Annotated in this window: 6 protein-coding genes; all 6 read right to left on the reverse strand. The window is 58.4% G+C overall.

Annotation, left to right across the window (positions count from 1 at the left end):
- Positions 1–8,958: hypothetical protein (locus V7650_RS00160; protein ID WP_335654218.1), on the reverse strand; the 8,958-nt coding region annotated here is incomplete at its 3' end.
- 46 nt (positions 8,959–9,004) lie between these two features.
- Complete coding sequence (locus V7650_RS00165; protein ID WP_335654219.1) at positions 9,005–10,759, reverse strand: ShlB/FhaC/HecB family hemolysin secretion/activation protein; 1,755 nt, start codon at positions 10,757–10,759, stop codon at positions 9,005–9,007.
- Positions 10,760–10,899: 140 nt separating this feature from the next.
- Positions 10,900–11,649, reverse strand: a complete 750-nt coding sequence (locus tag V7650_RS00170; RefSeq protein ID WP_335654220.1) for a hypothetical protein — start codon at positions 11,647–11,649, stop codon at positions 10,900–10,902.
- A 37-nt stretch (positions 11,650–11,686) separates the two neighbouring features.
- Positions 11,687–13,672 carry an adenylate/guanylate cyclase domain-containing protein gene (locus V7650_RS00175; RefSeq protein ID WP_335654221.1) on the reverse strand — a complete coding sequence of 662 codons (1,986 nt, stop codon included), beginning with the start codon at positions 13,670–13,672 and terminating at the stop codon, positions 11,687–11,689.
- A gap of 68 nt (positions 13,673–13,740) precedes the next feature.
- Positions 13,741–16,857: a CHAT domain-containing protein gene (locus V7650_RS00180; protein ID WP_335654222.1), complete on the reverse strand. Its 3,117-nt coding sequence runs from the start codon at positions 16,855–16,857 to the stop codon at positions 13,741–13,743.
- Between the two features lie 214 nt (positions 16,858–17,071).
- Positions 17,072–17,743 (reverse strand): nitroreductase, encoded by a 672-nt coding sequence (locus V7650_RS00185; protein ID WP_335654223.1) that lies wholly within the window; start codon positions 17,741–17,743, stop codon positions 17,072–17,074.
- Between the last annotated feature and the right edge of the window lies 1 nt (position 17,744).

Below are 17,744 nucleotides of genomic sequence, written 5' to 3' on the forward strand. Positions count from 1 at the left end.
AGTAGGAGTAGGAGTAGGAGTAGGAGTAGGAGTAGGAGTAGGAGTAGGAGTAGGAGTAGGAGTAGGAGTAGGAGTAGGAGTAGGCGTGGGCGTGGGCGTGGGCGTGGGCGTGGGCGTTGGCGTTGGAGTTGGAGTTGGGGTTGGAGTTGGGGTTGGAGTTGGAGTTGGAGTTGGAGTTGGCGTCGGGGTTACGCCGCAGCTGGCCGGATTGTTGATCACGCAGCCGTTGATGGTTGATTGTTGATTGAAGCCAGCTCCCGTTATCGTCGTGGCTGGAATGACCGCTATACCCGTCACGCCATTGATCGTGCCATTTATGACGATGGGTGTGATGCCACTGGGACCAGTATTTATAGTCAAACTGCCAGCGCCGACCACGAAGCCACGCCGGGCATCGAAATCCGTGCCGCTGCCCGTATTCTGAACATAGAACTGGCTGGCTAGCAGATTGACGCTGATCGTGTCCCCGAAGATAAATCCTTCATCCCGGACAATAGCGTCGTTCTGGGCAAGTCGCACATCAATTTCGGCGGTACTCATGCCTTGAATATCGACAAATGCCTGATCGGTCATCGCGTATATATTGCGTGCCGTGAGGGACAGAATACCCGACAGGCTACTGTCATTTCCTATCCCGATAGCGCCCGTTGCGGCGTTGACGAACAGATCATCGCCAGCGGCGAGATTGAGTTTGGTGTCAAAGTCACCTCCGACAGACAAGCGGCCGTCCACTCTTATGGATTGATCGGCGGAAATATTGAAATTTCCGTTTCGAGCAAAATTACCGTCAGAAAACGCGCTCGCCGAAAGGTCCTGAATCGTCAGGTCAAATCCGCCGAGCCCCGTTTCGACGACGTCAATTGACAGGTCCCCACCTGATTGGATCCGGCTGAATTCGTCGTTGTCGAGAGTGAACCTGCCAACGAGGTCGGACCCGTCACCGAGCACCATCTGGGTCGTGCCATCGGTGAATATCTGGATGTCGCTGGTCGCAGCACTCTGACCAAGATTGCCAGCCGAACCGATGTTCATGTCGGAACTGACGGTTCTAATAGTTCCGCCAATAACATTTGCCCCAATATCGATCTGGCCGCCAGCGGTGAGCTGCAGATCATTTGCTGCGTTCACCGGACGGTTGATCAGCACATCATTGCCGGCAGTGATCGAGATATTGCCGCCGATTGAGACGGTATTTGGCGAGCTGCTGAAACCGGTCGAATCAGAAGCGCTGATACTTGACGCGTCATTCAGAGTCGCCGAACCACCGGCAGCAATCACGATGTTCCCGGTTGCTTGCGATCCCTGAACCACCAAATCGGCTGCCGATGATAGTCCGATACCACCGTTTGTTGCATCCGCCCGGACAACCATATCCTGCTGTGTAGCAATAGAGACGGCCTGACCCAAAGCGATCAGAATATTGGTTGCATCAACATTGTTGGTCACGTTGACCATCCCGTTTGAAGCGGTCAGATCGATATCATTGCCCGAGACGTTGCGCAGCGTAATGCCGCCGTCGGCTTCGATGTCGACCAGCCCCTGACCGGTCTTTGCAGCATTCGCTTGATCGGCGATAAAATTACCTTGCGACCGGAAGATCACGTTGGTCCCGCTGTTGAGCGATCCGGCCGTTATGTTCTTGTCGCTTCTGGTCGTAACCCGCACATTGGAACCGCCCGTCACATCGCCGAGAAAAATGTCGCGATTCGTGACTATCGTCACAGGGCCGCCGGCGTTGATGTCACCGCCGCTGAGATCGCCGGACTGAATGCCTGTCGTGGCGTCAATGTTGACGCTGCCAGCGGCATCAATTGCCATAAAATCGATCGGGCCATTACTGGTCAGTCCAATATTACCGCCGCTCGCAGAGCCGAATGCAATAGCGGTACCGTCGATCGTAAGATCACCGCCGGCGGCGCTGTCGAAATCGATGTCGCCATCTGCGTTAAGCGTCATATTGTCGCTGCTGCTCGCGCTGCGGAAATTGATATTGCCGCCGGCATCGACGGTGAATGTGCCGCCCTGCGCGTCAAGATCGCCAAAGCCGATATCGCCGGTCGCATCCAGATCAATGCCACCTCCAACAGTAACGGTGCCATTGCCATCAAGATTGCCAGCAACGGCATTGAGCAGGAGGTTGCCCCCGACAGTGCCATTGTTAAGTGTTACCGATGCGCCCGTGACACTGGTGTTGCCGCCGCTGATCGCATTGGCCAGCGTTGGACTTCCGGTTGCCGAGACGATGATGTCATTGGTCGCGTTGACGGTACCGAAGCTGGCATCACCTGCGGTGGCGTCTGCGGTAACTGAACCAGCCGATGTCACATCGTTCAAAACTAGTGTTTGAGCCGCCAACATCACCTCACCACCGCTGTCTATATCGCCAGCCGCGGTATTCATTCCAATTCTGCCAACGGCAGCAGTGAGCATCACGGCATTGGTTGATGTAAGAGCGTTGAAAAGGATATTTGTGGCAGTCGTAAAATTGACCATTCCGGCTATTGCATCCTCGATCGCAATATTGCCGCCTGAGAGATTTAAATCATTGGTGGCGTCAAGATCACCGCCGACGATATCGCCGCCCGCCGTCATGGATATGAAGTCGCTGCTGGTTGCTTCGGTGAAAGCGATGGTGCCCGCAGCATCGGCTGTCAGATCACCAGCATCGAGGAAGCCGCCAAAAATATCACCCGCGGACATGTTGAGAGAATTAACTGCGACGATTGACCCGAAGTTAATTCCAGACGCAGAGTTGAGATTGATATCATTTGCAGCCGATATGTCGCCCAACAGGATATCGCCGCCGTCAAAATCGATATTGTCGGCGCCCGACGTGCTGTCGACCGAAATGGTTTGCGGTGCGAAAAGGAAAATATCGGTTCCTAGTACATCGATAAAGCCGAAAAAGAAATCGCCTCCCGCATCGTAATTGACCGCGTCGACTCCTACGGTCAGCAGCCCTACCGACATGCTACCCGGTACGGAGTAAAATCCCTCCAGGGCACCGCCAACATCCGCGACCGTTGTCAGTTCTCCACCGGTGTCGATGGTTGCAGCATTGATGTCGGCTCCTACGGTAATGCCGATATCATTGGTGCTGGTCAGCGATCCGCTGCCGAGCAAACTGCCGTTCACCGCGCTGACCTGAATACTGGCGCTGCTGGCAGAAGCGTTGCGCAGGTCGACATTGCCTTCGTTGCTCTGGACCAGGAAACGGTTCGCCGCATCGAGCACGGTGGCAATCCCGTCGGTGCCCATGATGATGTCACGGCGCGTGGTGACCAGAATGTCATTGGCCGTGACCGTGCCGCTCTCGACTATCGCCTGGATGACATCGGGCGTGCTTACCTGACCGATGCCGACGATATTGTCGATGTTCAAGGTACCGAGACAGACATTGCCCTGCAAACATTGCGCGCTCAACAAGCCGTTGTCATCCAATTGAGCGACGCCATTGGGAGGCGCATTTCTGACGTCAGCAGAAATGGAGCTTGCGGTAGCCGTTCCGCCCAACCCATCGATGGCCTCGGCCGTCAGGTCGATTGCAAAATTATTGGCATCCAGCGTACCGGCTGCGACAATGGAGGCGATCGGAGTCAACGGCGTTGAATTCAGACTGAACAACAGCCCGCCGGCATCCAGTCTGAGATTATTGCCCGTGAAGAAGGGCGAGACAAGATCGGGCGCGTCCACCGGATTTATGGCTGCTTCAACAACCGCTCCCGTCTGGACAATGATATCGTCACCGGTGCGGACCAAGACGCCATTGTCCGACATCACATTGGCACCAGTTTGGAACGTGGCACTGCCGCCAGCGTTGATGTTGACGAAGCCCGTCGACATAATATTGCCGGTCACGGTCGCATCATAGTTAGGATCATAAGGTGCCGGAGTCGGTGTGGGGCTAAAGCCCGCCAATATCGTAACGCCAGAATTGATCTGGGTGCCGAAGGTGATCGCATTGGTCAGCGGTGCGCCAGTCACCGTTGCATTTTTCACCATGGCGTGCTGTCCAGCGGACAAAAGAAGATCGGTAACCGCGCGCCCATCATTGAGCGAGGCGTCAAGCTCGGCCCGGATGGTCATGGTGGATCCGGCATTCAGGATCGAGTCGGCGGCAGCATTGAAATTGCGTTGGGCGGTCGCGTTGAACGTGCCACCAACATCGATGGAATTCACCGGCGTCAAATTGTTGGTGTGATTGACCAGCATGTCCTGACTGCTGTTCAGTACCGCATTGCCGCCAACCGTCATATGGCCATCGCCGTCGAAATCATACTCGATATTACCGACAACATTGACCGTAAGGTCGCCAAGGATCGCCATGGCACCGCTATTTCCGGTCACATAAAAGCCGCCCAATGGCACCGTGTTGGACAAAGCGATCGAGCCGCTACTGGCATCAAAGGCGTTTGCAGTCAGGCTGCCCAGCGTGATCAACCCGGCCGGATCGGTGGAACTGTCGGTGATTTCAATGCGGCCACCGAATCCGGCGAACGAAAAACCGCCCACGCCGGCCATGCCATTGGCGGTGGCCACGACATTGCCCAAAGTGATGATACCCCGACTGCCTTCTTGCACCTCGATGGTTGCGGTTCCGCCGGTTCCATTGCCGCCCGTCCCGGTCACACCATCGGTAGCGCCATATCCATATCCGTATGTGCCGCCGATATCGCCGTCACCGCCGATACCTGCTACCGTGAAGTTGACATCCTGCCCAGTGATGGTGCCCCCTTGCGCCAGAAACAAAGCGGTCCCGCCAGTGCCAAGGCCACCGTCACCGCCATCACCCGGTGTGTTGGAATAAGTATTTCCGCCATCGCCGCCCGCGCCGCCAGTGCCGGTGCTGGTAAAATCAAACGTGCTCGAGGTCAGGTTGATCGTTCCGCCGGTTCGAGCGATCAGTTCCGACCGGCCACCAGTGGCGTTGCCGCCATCACCGCCGCTGCCGGCATTGCCCGAAAAATTGTCATATCCGTTCGCGCCCTGACCACCTACGGCATTGGATTGCTGGACAATGAAGCCGATGTCGATATTGCCGTTGGTGCCGGTAACTTCCAGTCTCGCGGTGCCGCCCACCGCGTTACCGCCGCTACCGCTATTGCCCGTGTTGAATGTCGAGAAATCATTCTGTCCGGTCGCTCCGTCACCGCCGGTGGCGTTGGCAATGATGCTGGGGTCGTCAAACACGACGGTCGCGTCGATAACATTGATCTCCGCTGTGCCGCCCTGGGCATCACCCCCGTTTCCACCGGTTGTGCCAAAGCTCCCGGCTGCGCCAACACCGCTGGCATCGACTGTATACTGAACCGGATTGGGATCATCCTGCCCCAGATTTATGGTTGCGTTGCCGCCGGTTCCGCTGCCGCCATTGCCGCCGGTCTGGCCGATATAGCTCTCGACAAAAAGATCATTCGATCCAGTCACGGGATTGAAGGTGAAAGAGCCGCCGCGTCCGGCACTACCACCCGTGCCGATCGCGCTTACGCTCAAACTGTTGTAACTGATATCGCCACTGACATTGTTGAACGTGGCATCGCCGGCAACTGCATTGCCGCCATCGCCCGCTTTTCCGACGGTTGGGGAGGGAGTTGGCGTGTTACCGGCCAATGCATCACCACCAGCCCCGCCGGTTGTGCTCGCCGAAATATCGGCGATGTCGGCGATGCCACTGGCCGTGCCATTGAGGTTGAACGTGGCGTTTCCGCCCAGGGAGTCCCCGCCATTGCCTGCATCATTGCCCTGGCCCTGGCCGCCATTCCCGCCGAAACCGCCGGCTGAAACCAGCAAAGTGCTATTGACCGTCAACGAGCCGGAACTGGCGTTGAAATTTGCGGTTCCGCCCGTGCCCGAACCACCGTTTCCGGCCATGTCTGTACCGTCGAAGTCACTGGAACTGCCGCCATCGCCACCAAAGCCGTCGGCACTGACCGTCAGATTGTCCACCGTAACATTTGCGCCTTGCAGGTTGAAGATTACAACACCACCGCTGCCATCGCCGCCGCTGCCCACGACACCGGGAACCGATGGAAAGCCGATGGGTCCGGAGCTGCCGCCGAAGGAAGCGAAACCGTCCGAAGCGACGGCAAGATCACCGCCGGTAAACGTGCCACTCAGCAGGTTGAAGGTCGTGCTGCCGGCAATGCCATTACCACCTTGTCCGGTCACCGGGTCTGGCCCTTCGGCGCCTATGGCAATTTCGCCATTGGTAAAGACCGAAATGGTTTCGGCATCGAACACGCCCGCATTCTGAAGCGTGATAACGATATTGCCGCCCTGTCCGGCACCCCGATTGCTCGAAGCGCCGTCGAGACTGTTGCCGCGCCCAAAACCGCTGGCTGTTAAGGCCAAGGACGGATCCGGAAACGATGGGTCCGTGATATCATCGGACAGGCTCACCGTTCCGCCATTGACATTGAAATTGATATCCCCGGCCGACGCACGGCCGCCGGATGTTTGCGACGTCGCGTCGGTGGTGGCGGCAAAAGCCGTTCCAGACAGTTTGCCACCACCCTGCACGGTGACGTTGATTGTTCCCGCTATTCCGGTATTCGCTGCGCCAGCGCCAGCGGCAGTGGATCGTGAGGCGTCGAGCAAGAACGAGCCGTTGGCAGCCAACGTTGCGTTATCGACGTGCAGATTGATGTCGGCCGAAGCGGTGACGCTGCCGGGGCCAGCGGTTGAACCCGACGTATCGATCGCCAACTGGTTCGCAACAGTGATGTTCGAGCCGTTGAGCACATTTAATGCAACACCGCTCCCGGCTGACCCTGGCGCTACAGTGCCAGCCAGTGCGCTGGAACCATTGGTTCCAAGAACGATGCTGTCCACCGTGGCGGTGCTATTATCAAAATTGACCGACAAGGCACCGCCCGTCACATTGCCGGAAATTTCGTTGCCCGCAGCATCATATGATCTCGCGGCTCTGGCATCGTTGTAGAGGTTCAAACGGTCGGACAGGTTTACGATGGCATTGGTGAAATTGGCGGTGACAGATCCGCCTGCTGCACCATTCTGGCTTGCCAACAGATTTCCGGATGCATTGCTCGAGGCCTCTGCACCCGCGTCGATGGTCAAGGTTGTGCCGCTGACGGTTCCGCCAATGACGTTGAAACTGATTGTTCCGCCGGTACTGGTACCGCCGGTCGCGGTGCCGCGGAAATTTGACCCGCCTGAACCGCGCGCGTCAACAGTCAGGCCAAAAAGCCCCGCGGTTATCAACTGGCCGCCTGGACCGATATTGAAATTGATCGTCCCGCTCGTGGCCTCTCCTGCCGTTACCAGACCCATGATCGGGGCAGCGCCAACGTTGAAGATTGACCGGCCAAACGCTCCAAATGTTTGTTGATTGGTGACCTCGAGAATGCCGCCATTCTTCAGGTCCACATTAATGGTGCCACCAAATGTATCGGTACCACCGTCTAGTGTCGCGAAACGGCTGTCTCTGCCCGCCACACCGGCATTGGCCGTAAACTCGCCATCAACGCGGATGCCACTGGTACCGGCAACGGTGCCATCCCCAGTGCTGCTGATACTAATGATGCCGCCCCAAGCCCCGGAAGAAGCGGACGCGTTTAGATCTCCGAGGAAAAGCATTTGCGCGTCGAGATTGGTTATAAGGTCGATACTATTTGCCGCATTGAGGACGGTATTGCCGGTAAAGGTCGAATCCGATCCCGAAACCAGTTCAATACTGATTGAATCGCCGGCGGTGAAACTCGATCCCCGAAAGCCAACCCCGTTGTTGGATGTAATACTGCCGCCCGCTGCGCCGATAAAATTGATATCGTTATTGGCAAAGACATCGACATCGCCGTATAAAGCGATATTGCCGAAGTTGATGCTGGCTTCGATGGCCGGATCGACGGTTTTGACCGCAATCTGGTTGCCTCCGCTGGTGCCGACGCCGCCACCTGCGGTCAGGATGATTGTACCTTCGTGCTGACCTGCGACAGCAGAATTGGCCGCAACGTAGCCCATCGAACCCGACAGCAACATGGTCATCGCCTGGTTCTTCGGAACCGCGGTGGCCACAATCGTTTGGTAATCGAAATTGAACGGACTGGTTGTGGTTTGTGCTTCGGGTCCGGTGGTTGTGCCGGTGTGGACAATGCCGTTTCCATCGCCGGTGCCTACACCGATCGTGATGTCAAACAGGCCATTGTTGATGATCAGGTCCGCCTGTTCAGCTGCGACATAGGCGACAGAACCATCGACATTGACGAGGCCACTCTGAACGACGCGCGGTGCCACCAACGCGACGTAGCTACTACCATTGTTCAGAACGTTTATTGTAGCACCGGACTCAACGATTACAGCCGATTTGCTATCAGTAGTGCCCCGGAAGAGAATTGCTCCGCCGTTGCTGAACAGCCCTGAGTTGGTGTCGATAGCATTGGCAGTCAGCACCAGACTGCCAACATCAAATGTCGAACCGGTAGCGGCAATGATGCCACCCGGGCTGTAGAACCAGACATTGCCACCAGGCGCTCCGCTGATCAGGCTTTCAACCGTGCCACTAAATTGCGCTGGCCTTCCGTCGGCAGTAGCCACCGGAAGAACGCGATTCAAAATCGTATAATCGAAGCCGTCCGACTGGAATCTAAGCGTTCTGCCGCTCGGCAATATGTTGATCGGATTGTTGACTAGGCCAGTGACCGGATCAAATGTTGCTGCATTCGTATCGAGTGGTTGCCAGTTGATGAATGCCTCGCTGCCTTGAAGCGTGATTACGTCAAGATTGGTGTTTTGCGCGAGAGTTGCATTTGATAGGGTTTCAGCATCGGCCTGAAAAGCTCGTCCCGCTACAGGTGTGAATGCTGACTGACCTTTAACCGCCAGCGGCGCGGAAGCCAGCAGGACTGCAGCGGCAGCGACGGAAGTACCCGATAGCCACCGCATTTTTCTGGATCGCCCCGTTATGGATTTCTGTGGGGTCTTTTTGGCTCTGCTTGTCATTGGCCTATCCTCAATTCAAATATCATTTGATAAAAGTTTTGCCGCATCATTTGCGCCTCCAAGGTGCAAGCTGCACAGTGAGTGTCAGCAGGGCCCGGGCACTGTCGCGGCGGGTCTGGAAGCCGGCGCGTTTCAGGGGTACGACGGTGACGAGATCCAGGCTGGCCTGTTGACCGATGGTTGCGCGCACGCCACCGCCGGCGGAATAGAGCCTGTCGGGATCCCCTAGGGTGTTCTTGTTCCAAACGCCCATCAGGTCGAAAAACAGATAGGGCTGGATCGCGATGCCTTCGGGTGTGTCCGGTTGAAGCGAGCCGTAGCTCAGCTCTGTCTGCAGGCCGTAGCCGCTGTCGCCGATGATTGTCCCGGGGTCGTAGCCCCGTCCGGTGGTATAGTTGCCGCCGGAAATCTCTTCATAGGAGAACAGGGCATCCGGCGAATATTGGGCCCGCGGCTTGAGCGTGAAGGCAAGCAGGGGGGTCGGCCGAAAGTCGATCCTGGCTTCGCCCCGGATCACGAAGGCGGTGGGATCGCCATCAGCCCGCGTCGGGAAAACGGTCTGGCCAATGCAATTGACAAAGCCGGGGCCGCAGCCCTGGCTTGCCCCCAGAATATCCAGTCCCTGCCGGATTTCCAGAGAACCACCGAGGCCCCATTTGGGTTCGAACGCGGAATAGCCCCCTCGGCCGGCGATGCTGTCGGATTCTATCTGGCTGAAATCCAACCGTGCATAGGCGATGCTGAGCCGGTCTTCATTGGTACGGGTGCCCAAAATGTCGGTTTTCTGGTCAATATAGTCGAGGCCGACAGTCGCGAAGATATTGCGCGACTGCTTGCGGATCAAAGGGTAGGTCGCGTAGGCACCGGCAACCAGTGTTTCTGAACTGATGTCGAAGCCGCCAGCCAGTTCGGGTCTGGTCCACGCATAGGTGAAATTCCCCCCGAATTTAAGACCTTCGCCCCCAACCCGGAATTCGTGGCCGGCCTGCAGCACCTGCTGCTCCTTGAAATCGGAAGTGGAATAGCCGCTGATCACGGTCTGGTCTCCCATTCCTGTCAGCCCGTTGAGTCGGATCCGGGCCAGACCTCCGAAGCGGCCCACTTCTTCCGATCCGAAATTCTGCAGATTGATGTCCGCATAGATGGGGGTGCGAACCACGTTGAATTCGCCGACAACTTCTCCGGGCCTTCCTCCGGATTCGGCGGATACCGGACGCAGCGAGAGGCGCACGTCAAGCCCCGGAATATCCCGTGCCAGCAGCAGATAGCGATCGGCAGTGTTGATGTTGAAAACCGGCTGGGCAGCGAGCTTGGCGATATATTTCTGCAACAAGGCTTCGGATGATCCCGCGTCACCCCGGACCTGCACTTCGGTCATCCGCGCCATCAGCACATCGAAACGCACATTGCCCTGGTCTATCGTCTGGGGAGGGACCTGTACGGCTGCGAGATAGCCATCGCGGCGCAATATGGTCGCCGCCCTGTCCCGGATCTCACAAATTACGGAAACCGGAAGGTCCTGCCCGACATATTCCGCGTAGGAGGGGTTCAGGGATTCAGGCCCGACCGAAATCAGGCCGCCAAACTCAACCGATCTCAGCGTAAAGCGTACATCGGCGAACTCCGGTGCGGCAAGCGGGCAGGGCGAACGCTCGACATCTCCGGTAACTGTCAGTGCCTGTGCCTGGCCCTTCAGCGCCTCATCGATGATCCCCCGCTGGATTTCTTCCCTGGTCGGTGCGGCAACCGAAGCTTGTCCCCAGGCTGGCATGGCTGATGAACACAAGGCGACAGATGCCACCAGAGCAGATTTCCGAAACATAGTGCGCGCGCGCGGCATATTTTTCACCGTAATGCGATAATCCTGGCGCGACCCTCGGAACATCTAATAGTCAGTCTGCCGTCCAGCCCTCATTCCGGACGGCAGATTTTTTCTTGTGGCTAACCCTGATCAGCCGGGTCGCCGCTGTTGGCATTGACCGTTTCGACGAGTAGGTCCAGCTGGCCGTCGCAGCCATTTTCAATCAGCATGGCCGCTGCGTCATCCAGATCAGCCGGCTCGCTGCCCAGCACGATAAAATTCACCTCGACCGATTGCTGCACGCTCGACCCGAGCAGGCGATAGTTGGCGCCATCGACCACCGGCAGGACGTCTTTTGGCCAGGCCTTGAGCGCGCTGCCCTTGCGCCAGGCAATTTCGGTGACATTGCCGTTCTTCGGTTCGACGATGGAAGCCGTCGCCGAGCCGGTATAGTCTGGCCGCCAGACAACCAGCGCATCCGGATCCGCGACACAGAATTTTCCGCCCTTGGTCACGTCAAGGAACCAAAGGTTGGGATTGCTGGGTGTTTCGACCGCGGCGCTGACTGCCGAGCGAACCGCTCCGGTGCGGGCGCGGCTGCTGCCGCGGTTGTTGATGAAACTCGACAACCGACCCGACGCACTGGATGCGGAACCGCCACCCTGCGCCAGGGAATAGTTGCCGGGCCCCTTCAGGACGCGGGTGCCCGACGGCGTGAGGATTGTCACCTGATCCTGCGCCTTGAGCGAGATTTTTGCATCATTGGCCATTTTTTTGCCCGCGGGGTAGCTGCTGGCCGATGGTCCGGTCGATCGAACGACCATATTCTGCGCCATCGCAGCATGACCTGCTCCAAACAGCAATATCGTGCCGAAAGCCGCTTTTGTCATGCGAGATGCAATCTTTCCGAACCGTGCGGACCCCATTTTATCCAAGTGCATAGCTTTCTCCATTTCTTGTCTTTTCCAGTCTTTGCCGCAAATTGGCGAGACCCAAGTCTTCGCCATATTGCTTGATGATGGCACCGAGTGCCTGAATTGAACCCGTATCACCCTTTTCATGGGCCGCTATGACTGCCGTCACTGCCGCACGATCTTTTTCTGCCCAGTCCGGCACCGGCTCAAAGACCTCGACCGGGGTCGACCGTCCGCGCAGAGTGATCCGTCCCATTGGGCGGAACCAGTCGAGGCCGGTGCGTTCCATCGCTTCGCGGCTCAGCAGGACCTTCGTGTCGAGCGACTTGTTGGCCGCCTCCAGCCGCGCTGCCGTGTTCATCGCGTCGCCGAGCGCCGTATACTGGATCCGGCCTTCGCCCCCGAAGTTCCCGACAATCGCATCGCCGTAGTGCATGCCGACCCGGGTCCTGCCGATCGGTGGCACGCCGTCGGGGACGTTCTTGCGAAATTCCTCCCCGGCCAGATACAGCGCATAGGCGGCCTTCGCCGCCCTTTCGCCGTCGTCCGGATAGGCAATGGGTGCGCCCCAGAAGGTTACCAGGGCATCGCCGACAAACTTGTCGATGGTTCCGCCATATTCCAGCGCCACCTCGCTCAATCGATCCAGATAATCGTTCAGCAGCGTAGCGACCATTTCCGGTTCGATGGCATGGGTCAGCTTGGTAAAGCCCTCGAGATCGGTAAAGACGGCGAAGATTTTCCGCTTTTCTCCATGCAGGGCCAGTTTCTCGGGATCTTTGAGGATCTCGGTCGCGATCGATTTGGGCAAATATTTGCCCAACGCGCTCTGGGCGAACGCCCGCTGCTTCGCATTCAACGTGCGGGCGGCCGAGCCAACCGAGGCGTAGCCCAGCAGCCAGCCGACACCCCAGCCAAAGGCCGGCAGCGACAGCGTATCAATGCCAATATTCTGCAGGATGAAGGGAAAGGTCAGGAAAAAGGCGAACTGGCCGATCAGAACCAGGCCGACTTTCGCAGCCTTGCCCACGATAAGCGCAGACAGGCCTCCGCAAATGGCCACTATCAGCGCCCCGATCCACAGGGTCCAGCCGGGAATGGGGGCAGGCAGGTCGCCATTGAGCAACTGGGCGAGCATATGGGCATGCACTTCCAGCCCGATCATCTTGCCGTCATCTCCGGCGATGTTGGCCAGACCGCCGACCGGCGTCTCAAACCGGTCGCGGTCGATGAAGTCGCCACCGATCAGCACATGCTTGCCGGCAAGGAAGGGGCCGAGCATCTCGGCGATCGCCGGGTCGGCGAAGCTTTCGATGGGAAAGCGGTCAAACACCGGCACATCCGTGGTCGCAGGAACATGATAGCGGATCGCGCCATCATTGGCGGCAAATTTCGGGTTCGGGCGGGTCAGCGCAATCGCCATGAATGGCGGCGCGCCGGGCTTGTGCGGCGTCCATCTCCGCTGGACACCGTCGCTGTCGGTTTCCAGCTTGATGTTGGTCGGCTTCACGTGGTCGCTGCGCACGGTATCGAAAAACTGCTGGAGAAATTCATGTTCGGCAAACGTGATCTCGGGATTCTCCTCCGGATCGGCGTAAGCCAGGTAGGTTGGAGTGCGGATATTCTCGAAGGCAGAAATCAGCAGCGGATCGTCGTCCTGCGGCATCGTGAACAGGATATCGATGCCGATCGATCGGGGATTGGCCGCGTCGATCGTTTCGAGCGCCTGGGCGAGGATCGTGCGGTCCACCGGAGAGCGCTGGCCCGTCAGTTTCAGCGTATCCTCGTTATAGACGACCATGACGATCCTCTCGTCCTTTTCGACTTCCGGAGCGAACACCGACGCGCGCAGATCGTACAGCGCGCGCTCGGCCTCCTGGATCAGCGGAGTGGTCCAGCTGAAGCGCGCGACAAGAAGCGCAAGGACCATGAACAGCACGGTTGAGGCAAGGCGGATCGGCCCCAGCTGGTCGAACAGACGGCGCAGCGACTGGAGCACGCCTCTTGCTCCCTCCTTGACGTCTCGGTTGTTTTTGGCCGGGTCTGTCGGTGGAACGGTTTCGGTCACTATTTCGATGCTGCTCGTGCGATCTCTGGCAGGGAATCATTGCTGGCCGACGCCGAGGCATTGTCTGGCAGGAAGGCCCGGTCACCATCCCCGATGAGGGCAAAGCCCGCCCAGTAAAAGGGATGGGAAGTGACCGGGTCGTTCATCAGCTCCAGCTGCGAGTGCCTCAGCGCGTCGCCGATGGAATTGCCGCGACCGTCACGGAACAAGCCGTTGATCAGCCGTTCGGTCGCGCGGAATTCATCGGGCGCCGGCCAGTGACTGGCGAGCACCGAACGGCCCCCGGCACCGATGAAGGATCGGACCAGGCCGTCGAGCGCCGTTCCGCCGCCACTGCTCACGCCCGCTTCGCGCGTTACCGCTATGCTGGCCTTGCCTGCGGTGTCGCAGGCGGACAGGATGATGATATCCGCGTCGAGCTTGAGATCGAAGATCTCGTCGAATGCGAGCAACCCGTCGGAGCCCCCACCCCCAAAGGAGGTGACCAGTGCGGGTTTCGCCGGGCAGGATGGTGTCGGCGCCGTCACCAGGCCATGGGTGGCGAAATGCAGGATACGGTAGTCACCGATATTGCTTTTCGCCAATATCCCGGTGTCGGTGAAGGCGCCGCCGGTGATCACGTCGGAGCTTGTGGCGCCGATCAGCGATTGCGCGGTCAGCAGTTCGCGATCGGAAATCGGGCTGTTCCACTGGCTAAGCGGCCACTGGCAACGGGGATCCATGTTCCGGTCGTCGACGCGGCTGGCGGCGACCTTGGTGCTGGCGAGGACCGGTTGGTTCCTGCCGAAGCCCAAATATTGCAGCGAGGCCGTGGACTGTGGCGCCTGCCGGGCGTCGGCGAAGGCCGGAGCCGATACGGCGGTGCTGACGTTGATCGTCCGGCCGAGCCAGTTGACCGCGGCATAATCAAAGGGATCGCCGTCCGGTGCTTCGGTGGAGGCAAGATATTGCGAAACCGATGCATCGTCCGCTACCAGCAAATTCACGGGCAGGCGCAGCATGGCACCGTCCGGCTCAAATATCAGATGGGTTTTGCCGGCAAGCTGGTCAGCGAAAGGCTCGATGATCTGGACATAGAGTTCCCGCGCGGTTTCCATGTCGAAGGGATAGGTAACATATTGACCATTTTCGAGAACGGAGATCGAATCCCGGATGCGATCCACCTTGCTGTCGAGCGTGGCTTCATCAATCGCAAGCCGGTGGACCGCCGCATGCGATTGATCGGCATAGAACATGAAGATCTCACGGCCGACAATCGCCATCTGCAAATAGGCTTCGTTCGGCTGAATGGTGCTGCGCAAATCGGCGAGGCTGAGAAACCGGTCGCTTACGGCGCGATATTGCGGAAATTCGGACAGCCGGACCTGCGTCAGTTGCTGGTTGCGTTCCAGGGTTTCGATTTCATTGCCGAGATCCTGTCGCTCGCTGACTACGGAGGGCGTCTGTTCGACCCGGTTGAGCGCTGCAAACCGTATCCGCAGCCGTTCGATATCGCGTGCCAGATTGGTAGACTGCCGGAACAGGCGTGCGGCGTCGTCGGTGCCCCCGCTCAACTCACGCGACAGGATGGCCTGGGTTTCGGCCACGCCTGGTCGGACCAACATCTGGGAGGCCTTGAAAAACTGGTCCGATGCCGTCTGGTCGTCCGCCAGCAGCCGAAAATACGGGGCAAGCTGATTGGCGATCCCGGAAATGGCGCTGCGCTTGCCCAGCGAGCTGTCCACAACCTCGTCATATAGCAGGCGGGCCTCGGCCTCCTGTCCCCGTCGCAGCAGAAAAGCGGCAAGACGGGCCTTGGCACCATTGACCGCCCGGGTTTCGGGATATTGGATGCTCAGCAATTCCAGCCCGTCGCGGAGCAATTGTTCCGCTTCGGGTAGCTGGCCAGCGGCTTCCGCAAGCAGCGACAGTTCCGCGAGCGTCTGGGCTCTCAGCCGAGTGATCGAGGTTACGCGTCCGTCTCGCACGGCGACCGAGCGGTTGTAGGCTGAAATGAGGGACGTGCGGGCGGCCGTCTGGTCGCCAGTCAGACGCTGCGCGGTACCGAGAAGCTGCAAGGCCTGGGCGTCGATTATCTCGGCCCTTTCCGTCACGCTCAGCTTTGTCTCGTCGACAAAGCCGAGGAGATTGCGCGTCTGTGCGTTGCCATTGATGCGCATGGAAATCGGAGCCGTGATTTCCAGCCGCTCGGTCAGGGCTGTTCTTTTGCCAAGGGACGAATCCAGAGCGGTGTTGAGACGGTCAATCGCTGCCGTGAACTGCCCTTGGTTGAGCATGTGCATCGCTTCAAAATTCCGCTGCAGCCTCTCCGTTATCGGATCGCCTTTATCCAGAATTCTGGCCTGTTCAAACAGTTGGTCGGCTTCGGCAAACTCGCCAAGATTTGATTTTTGCAGGGCTCTGTTGAGCGAATATTCCTGGGGGTTGACGTCTTCGCCGTCCAGGCCGGATGTGCGCTGCTGCAGCGTTTCAAAAAAGGCTGCCGCTTCCGCATAGTCGCCGCTGAGATTGCGACGGTAGCCTTCGGCCAGGGCCTGGTCGGGTTTGAGGGTCGCGGCCTGTACCCGGGCGAACGCAGTCGGATCTTCCATCGACGTCGATGCGACTTCGATCCGGCCTTTTGCGATACTGTCCTGCAAGACAGATTTAAGCGCCAGCAGAGTCGCGCTGTCATAGGCGGCAAGCCCTTCCGCGACATAGGCTACGCCGTTCCGCTCGCCGGTAAAGACCGAATAGGCGACAGGTTCGGCCACCAGCTGACACTGGATATGCATGAAGCCGTCGGTCACCGCCGCCCGCGTTTTGCCATCGGCGCAAGAAACCGGTTCGGCGCGATAGGGATTGATCCTTTCCTGCAATTGCTGCGCAGGTGACCGCGAAGAGAAGACAAAGGCAACCGGCCGCGCCGAGTCCCGGCACACCACGGCCCAGCTGCGATCGAACATGTTGTTCTTGGCTTTGTTTTCGATGCTTCGGTCCTGCACCTGGCACAGGGTGCCATCGCTGCTGCCGATCGGGAAACTGTCCCGCAAGGTGACCGATGTACCTTGGGCATAAGTCGAAACCGGAGCGGCTAACAAAGCCAGCGATATTGTGCAAACCCATGACCGACGCACGATAGATTCCCCACCAATTTTATTGCGCTGGCAAGCCCCCTCAGACTCGGCCAGCGACGAGCGCGACCCGGATTATTTGCTCAGCTACTACATCTATCGATGAAAGCCGAGTCCCGGATAGTAAAATAACGACTCTGCAATTTAATTGGGTGATGCCCGTCACATGACGACGGGCTGGCACGGTTCTTCCTTAGAAGCCTGGCTCGTTGTCTGGTCAGTTTCCGCGAAACTCGACTGTCTCGCCTATCGGAACCCGTGGTACGGCAAAATTGTTGATCGGAGCGTCGGGGTCGCGATAGCCGATTGCCATGCCGCAGAAGAATATATGGTCATCGTCGATATCCAGCAATTCCCGCATATAACTTCCGTACATCGCCCAGATTTCCTGCGGGCAGCTGTCCAGTCCCGCTTCGCGCAACAGCAACATGACGGTCTGCAGCCACATGCCCATGTCCGACCATTGCGGCGGGCCCATATATTTTCTGGTGTAGGTAAACAATTGCACCGGTGCACCGAAACTGTCCCAGTTCTTGGCCATTTGCGTGACCCGACCGGCGCTGTCGTCCTGCGCGAGGCCGATGCTGTCGAACATGTTGCGGCCGACCGCACGCCGTTGCTCTTCGTATCGACCCTCAAGATCCTTGGGATATATGGCATATTCCATATTTTCGCCCATCGGAGCCGAACTGGCCTTGGCCTTGATCTTGGCGGTGATATCCGCCAGCGCGTCGCCGGTCACGACGATCGCATTCCAAGGCTGCGTATTGCCGCCCGACGGTGAACGTTGCGCAGTTTCCAAGACGCCTGCAAGCGTTGCCCGGTCAACCGGCTTGTCAAGGAACTGGCGAACGGAGCGGCGGGAATTAACGGCTTCGGTTACATTCATG

It is taken from the genome of Parasphingorhabdus sp., assembly GCF_036964565.1.
Classification (GTDB): domain Bacteria; phylum Pseudomonadota; class Alphaproteobacteria; order Sphingomonadales; family Sphingomonadaceae; genus Parasphingorhabdus.

What these genes read in the sequence shown, in the direction of transcription:
- V7650_RS00185 (WP_335654223.1), bottom strand. Translation starts at nt 17,743, where the DNA reads ATGAATGTAACCGAAGCCGTTAATTCCCGCCGCTCCGTTCGCCAGTTC.
- V7650_RS00170 (WP_335654220.1), bottom strand. Translation starts at nt 11,649, where the DNA reads ATGACAAAAGCGGCTTTCGGCACGATATTGCTGTTTGGAGCAGGTCAT.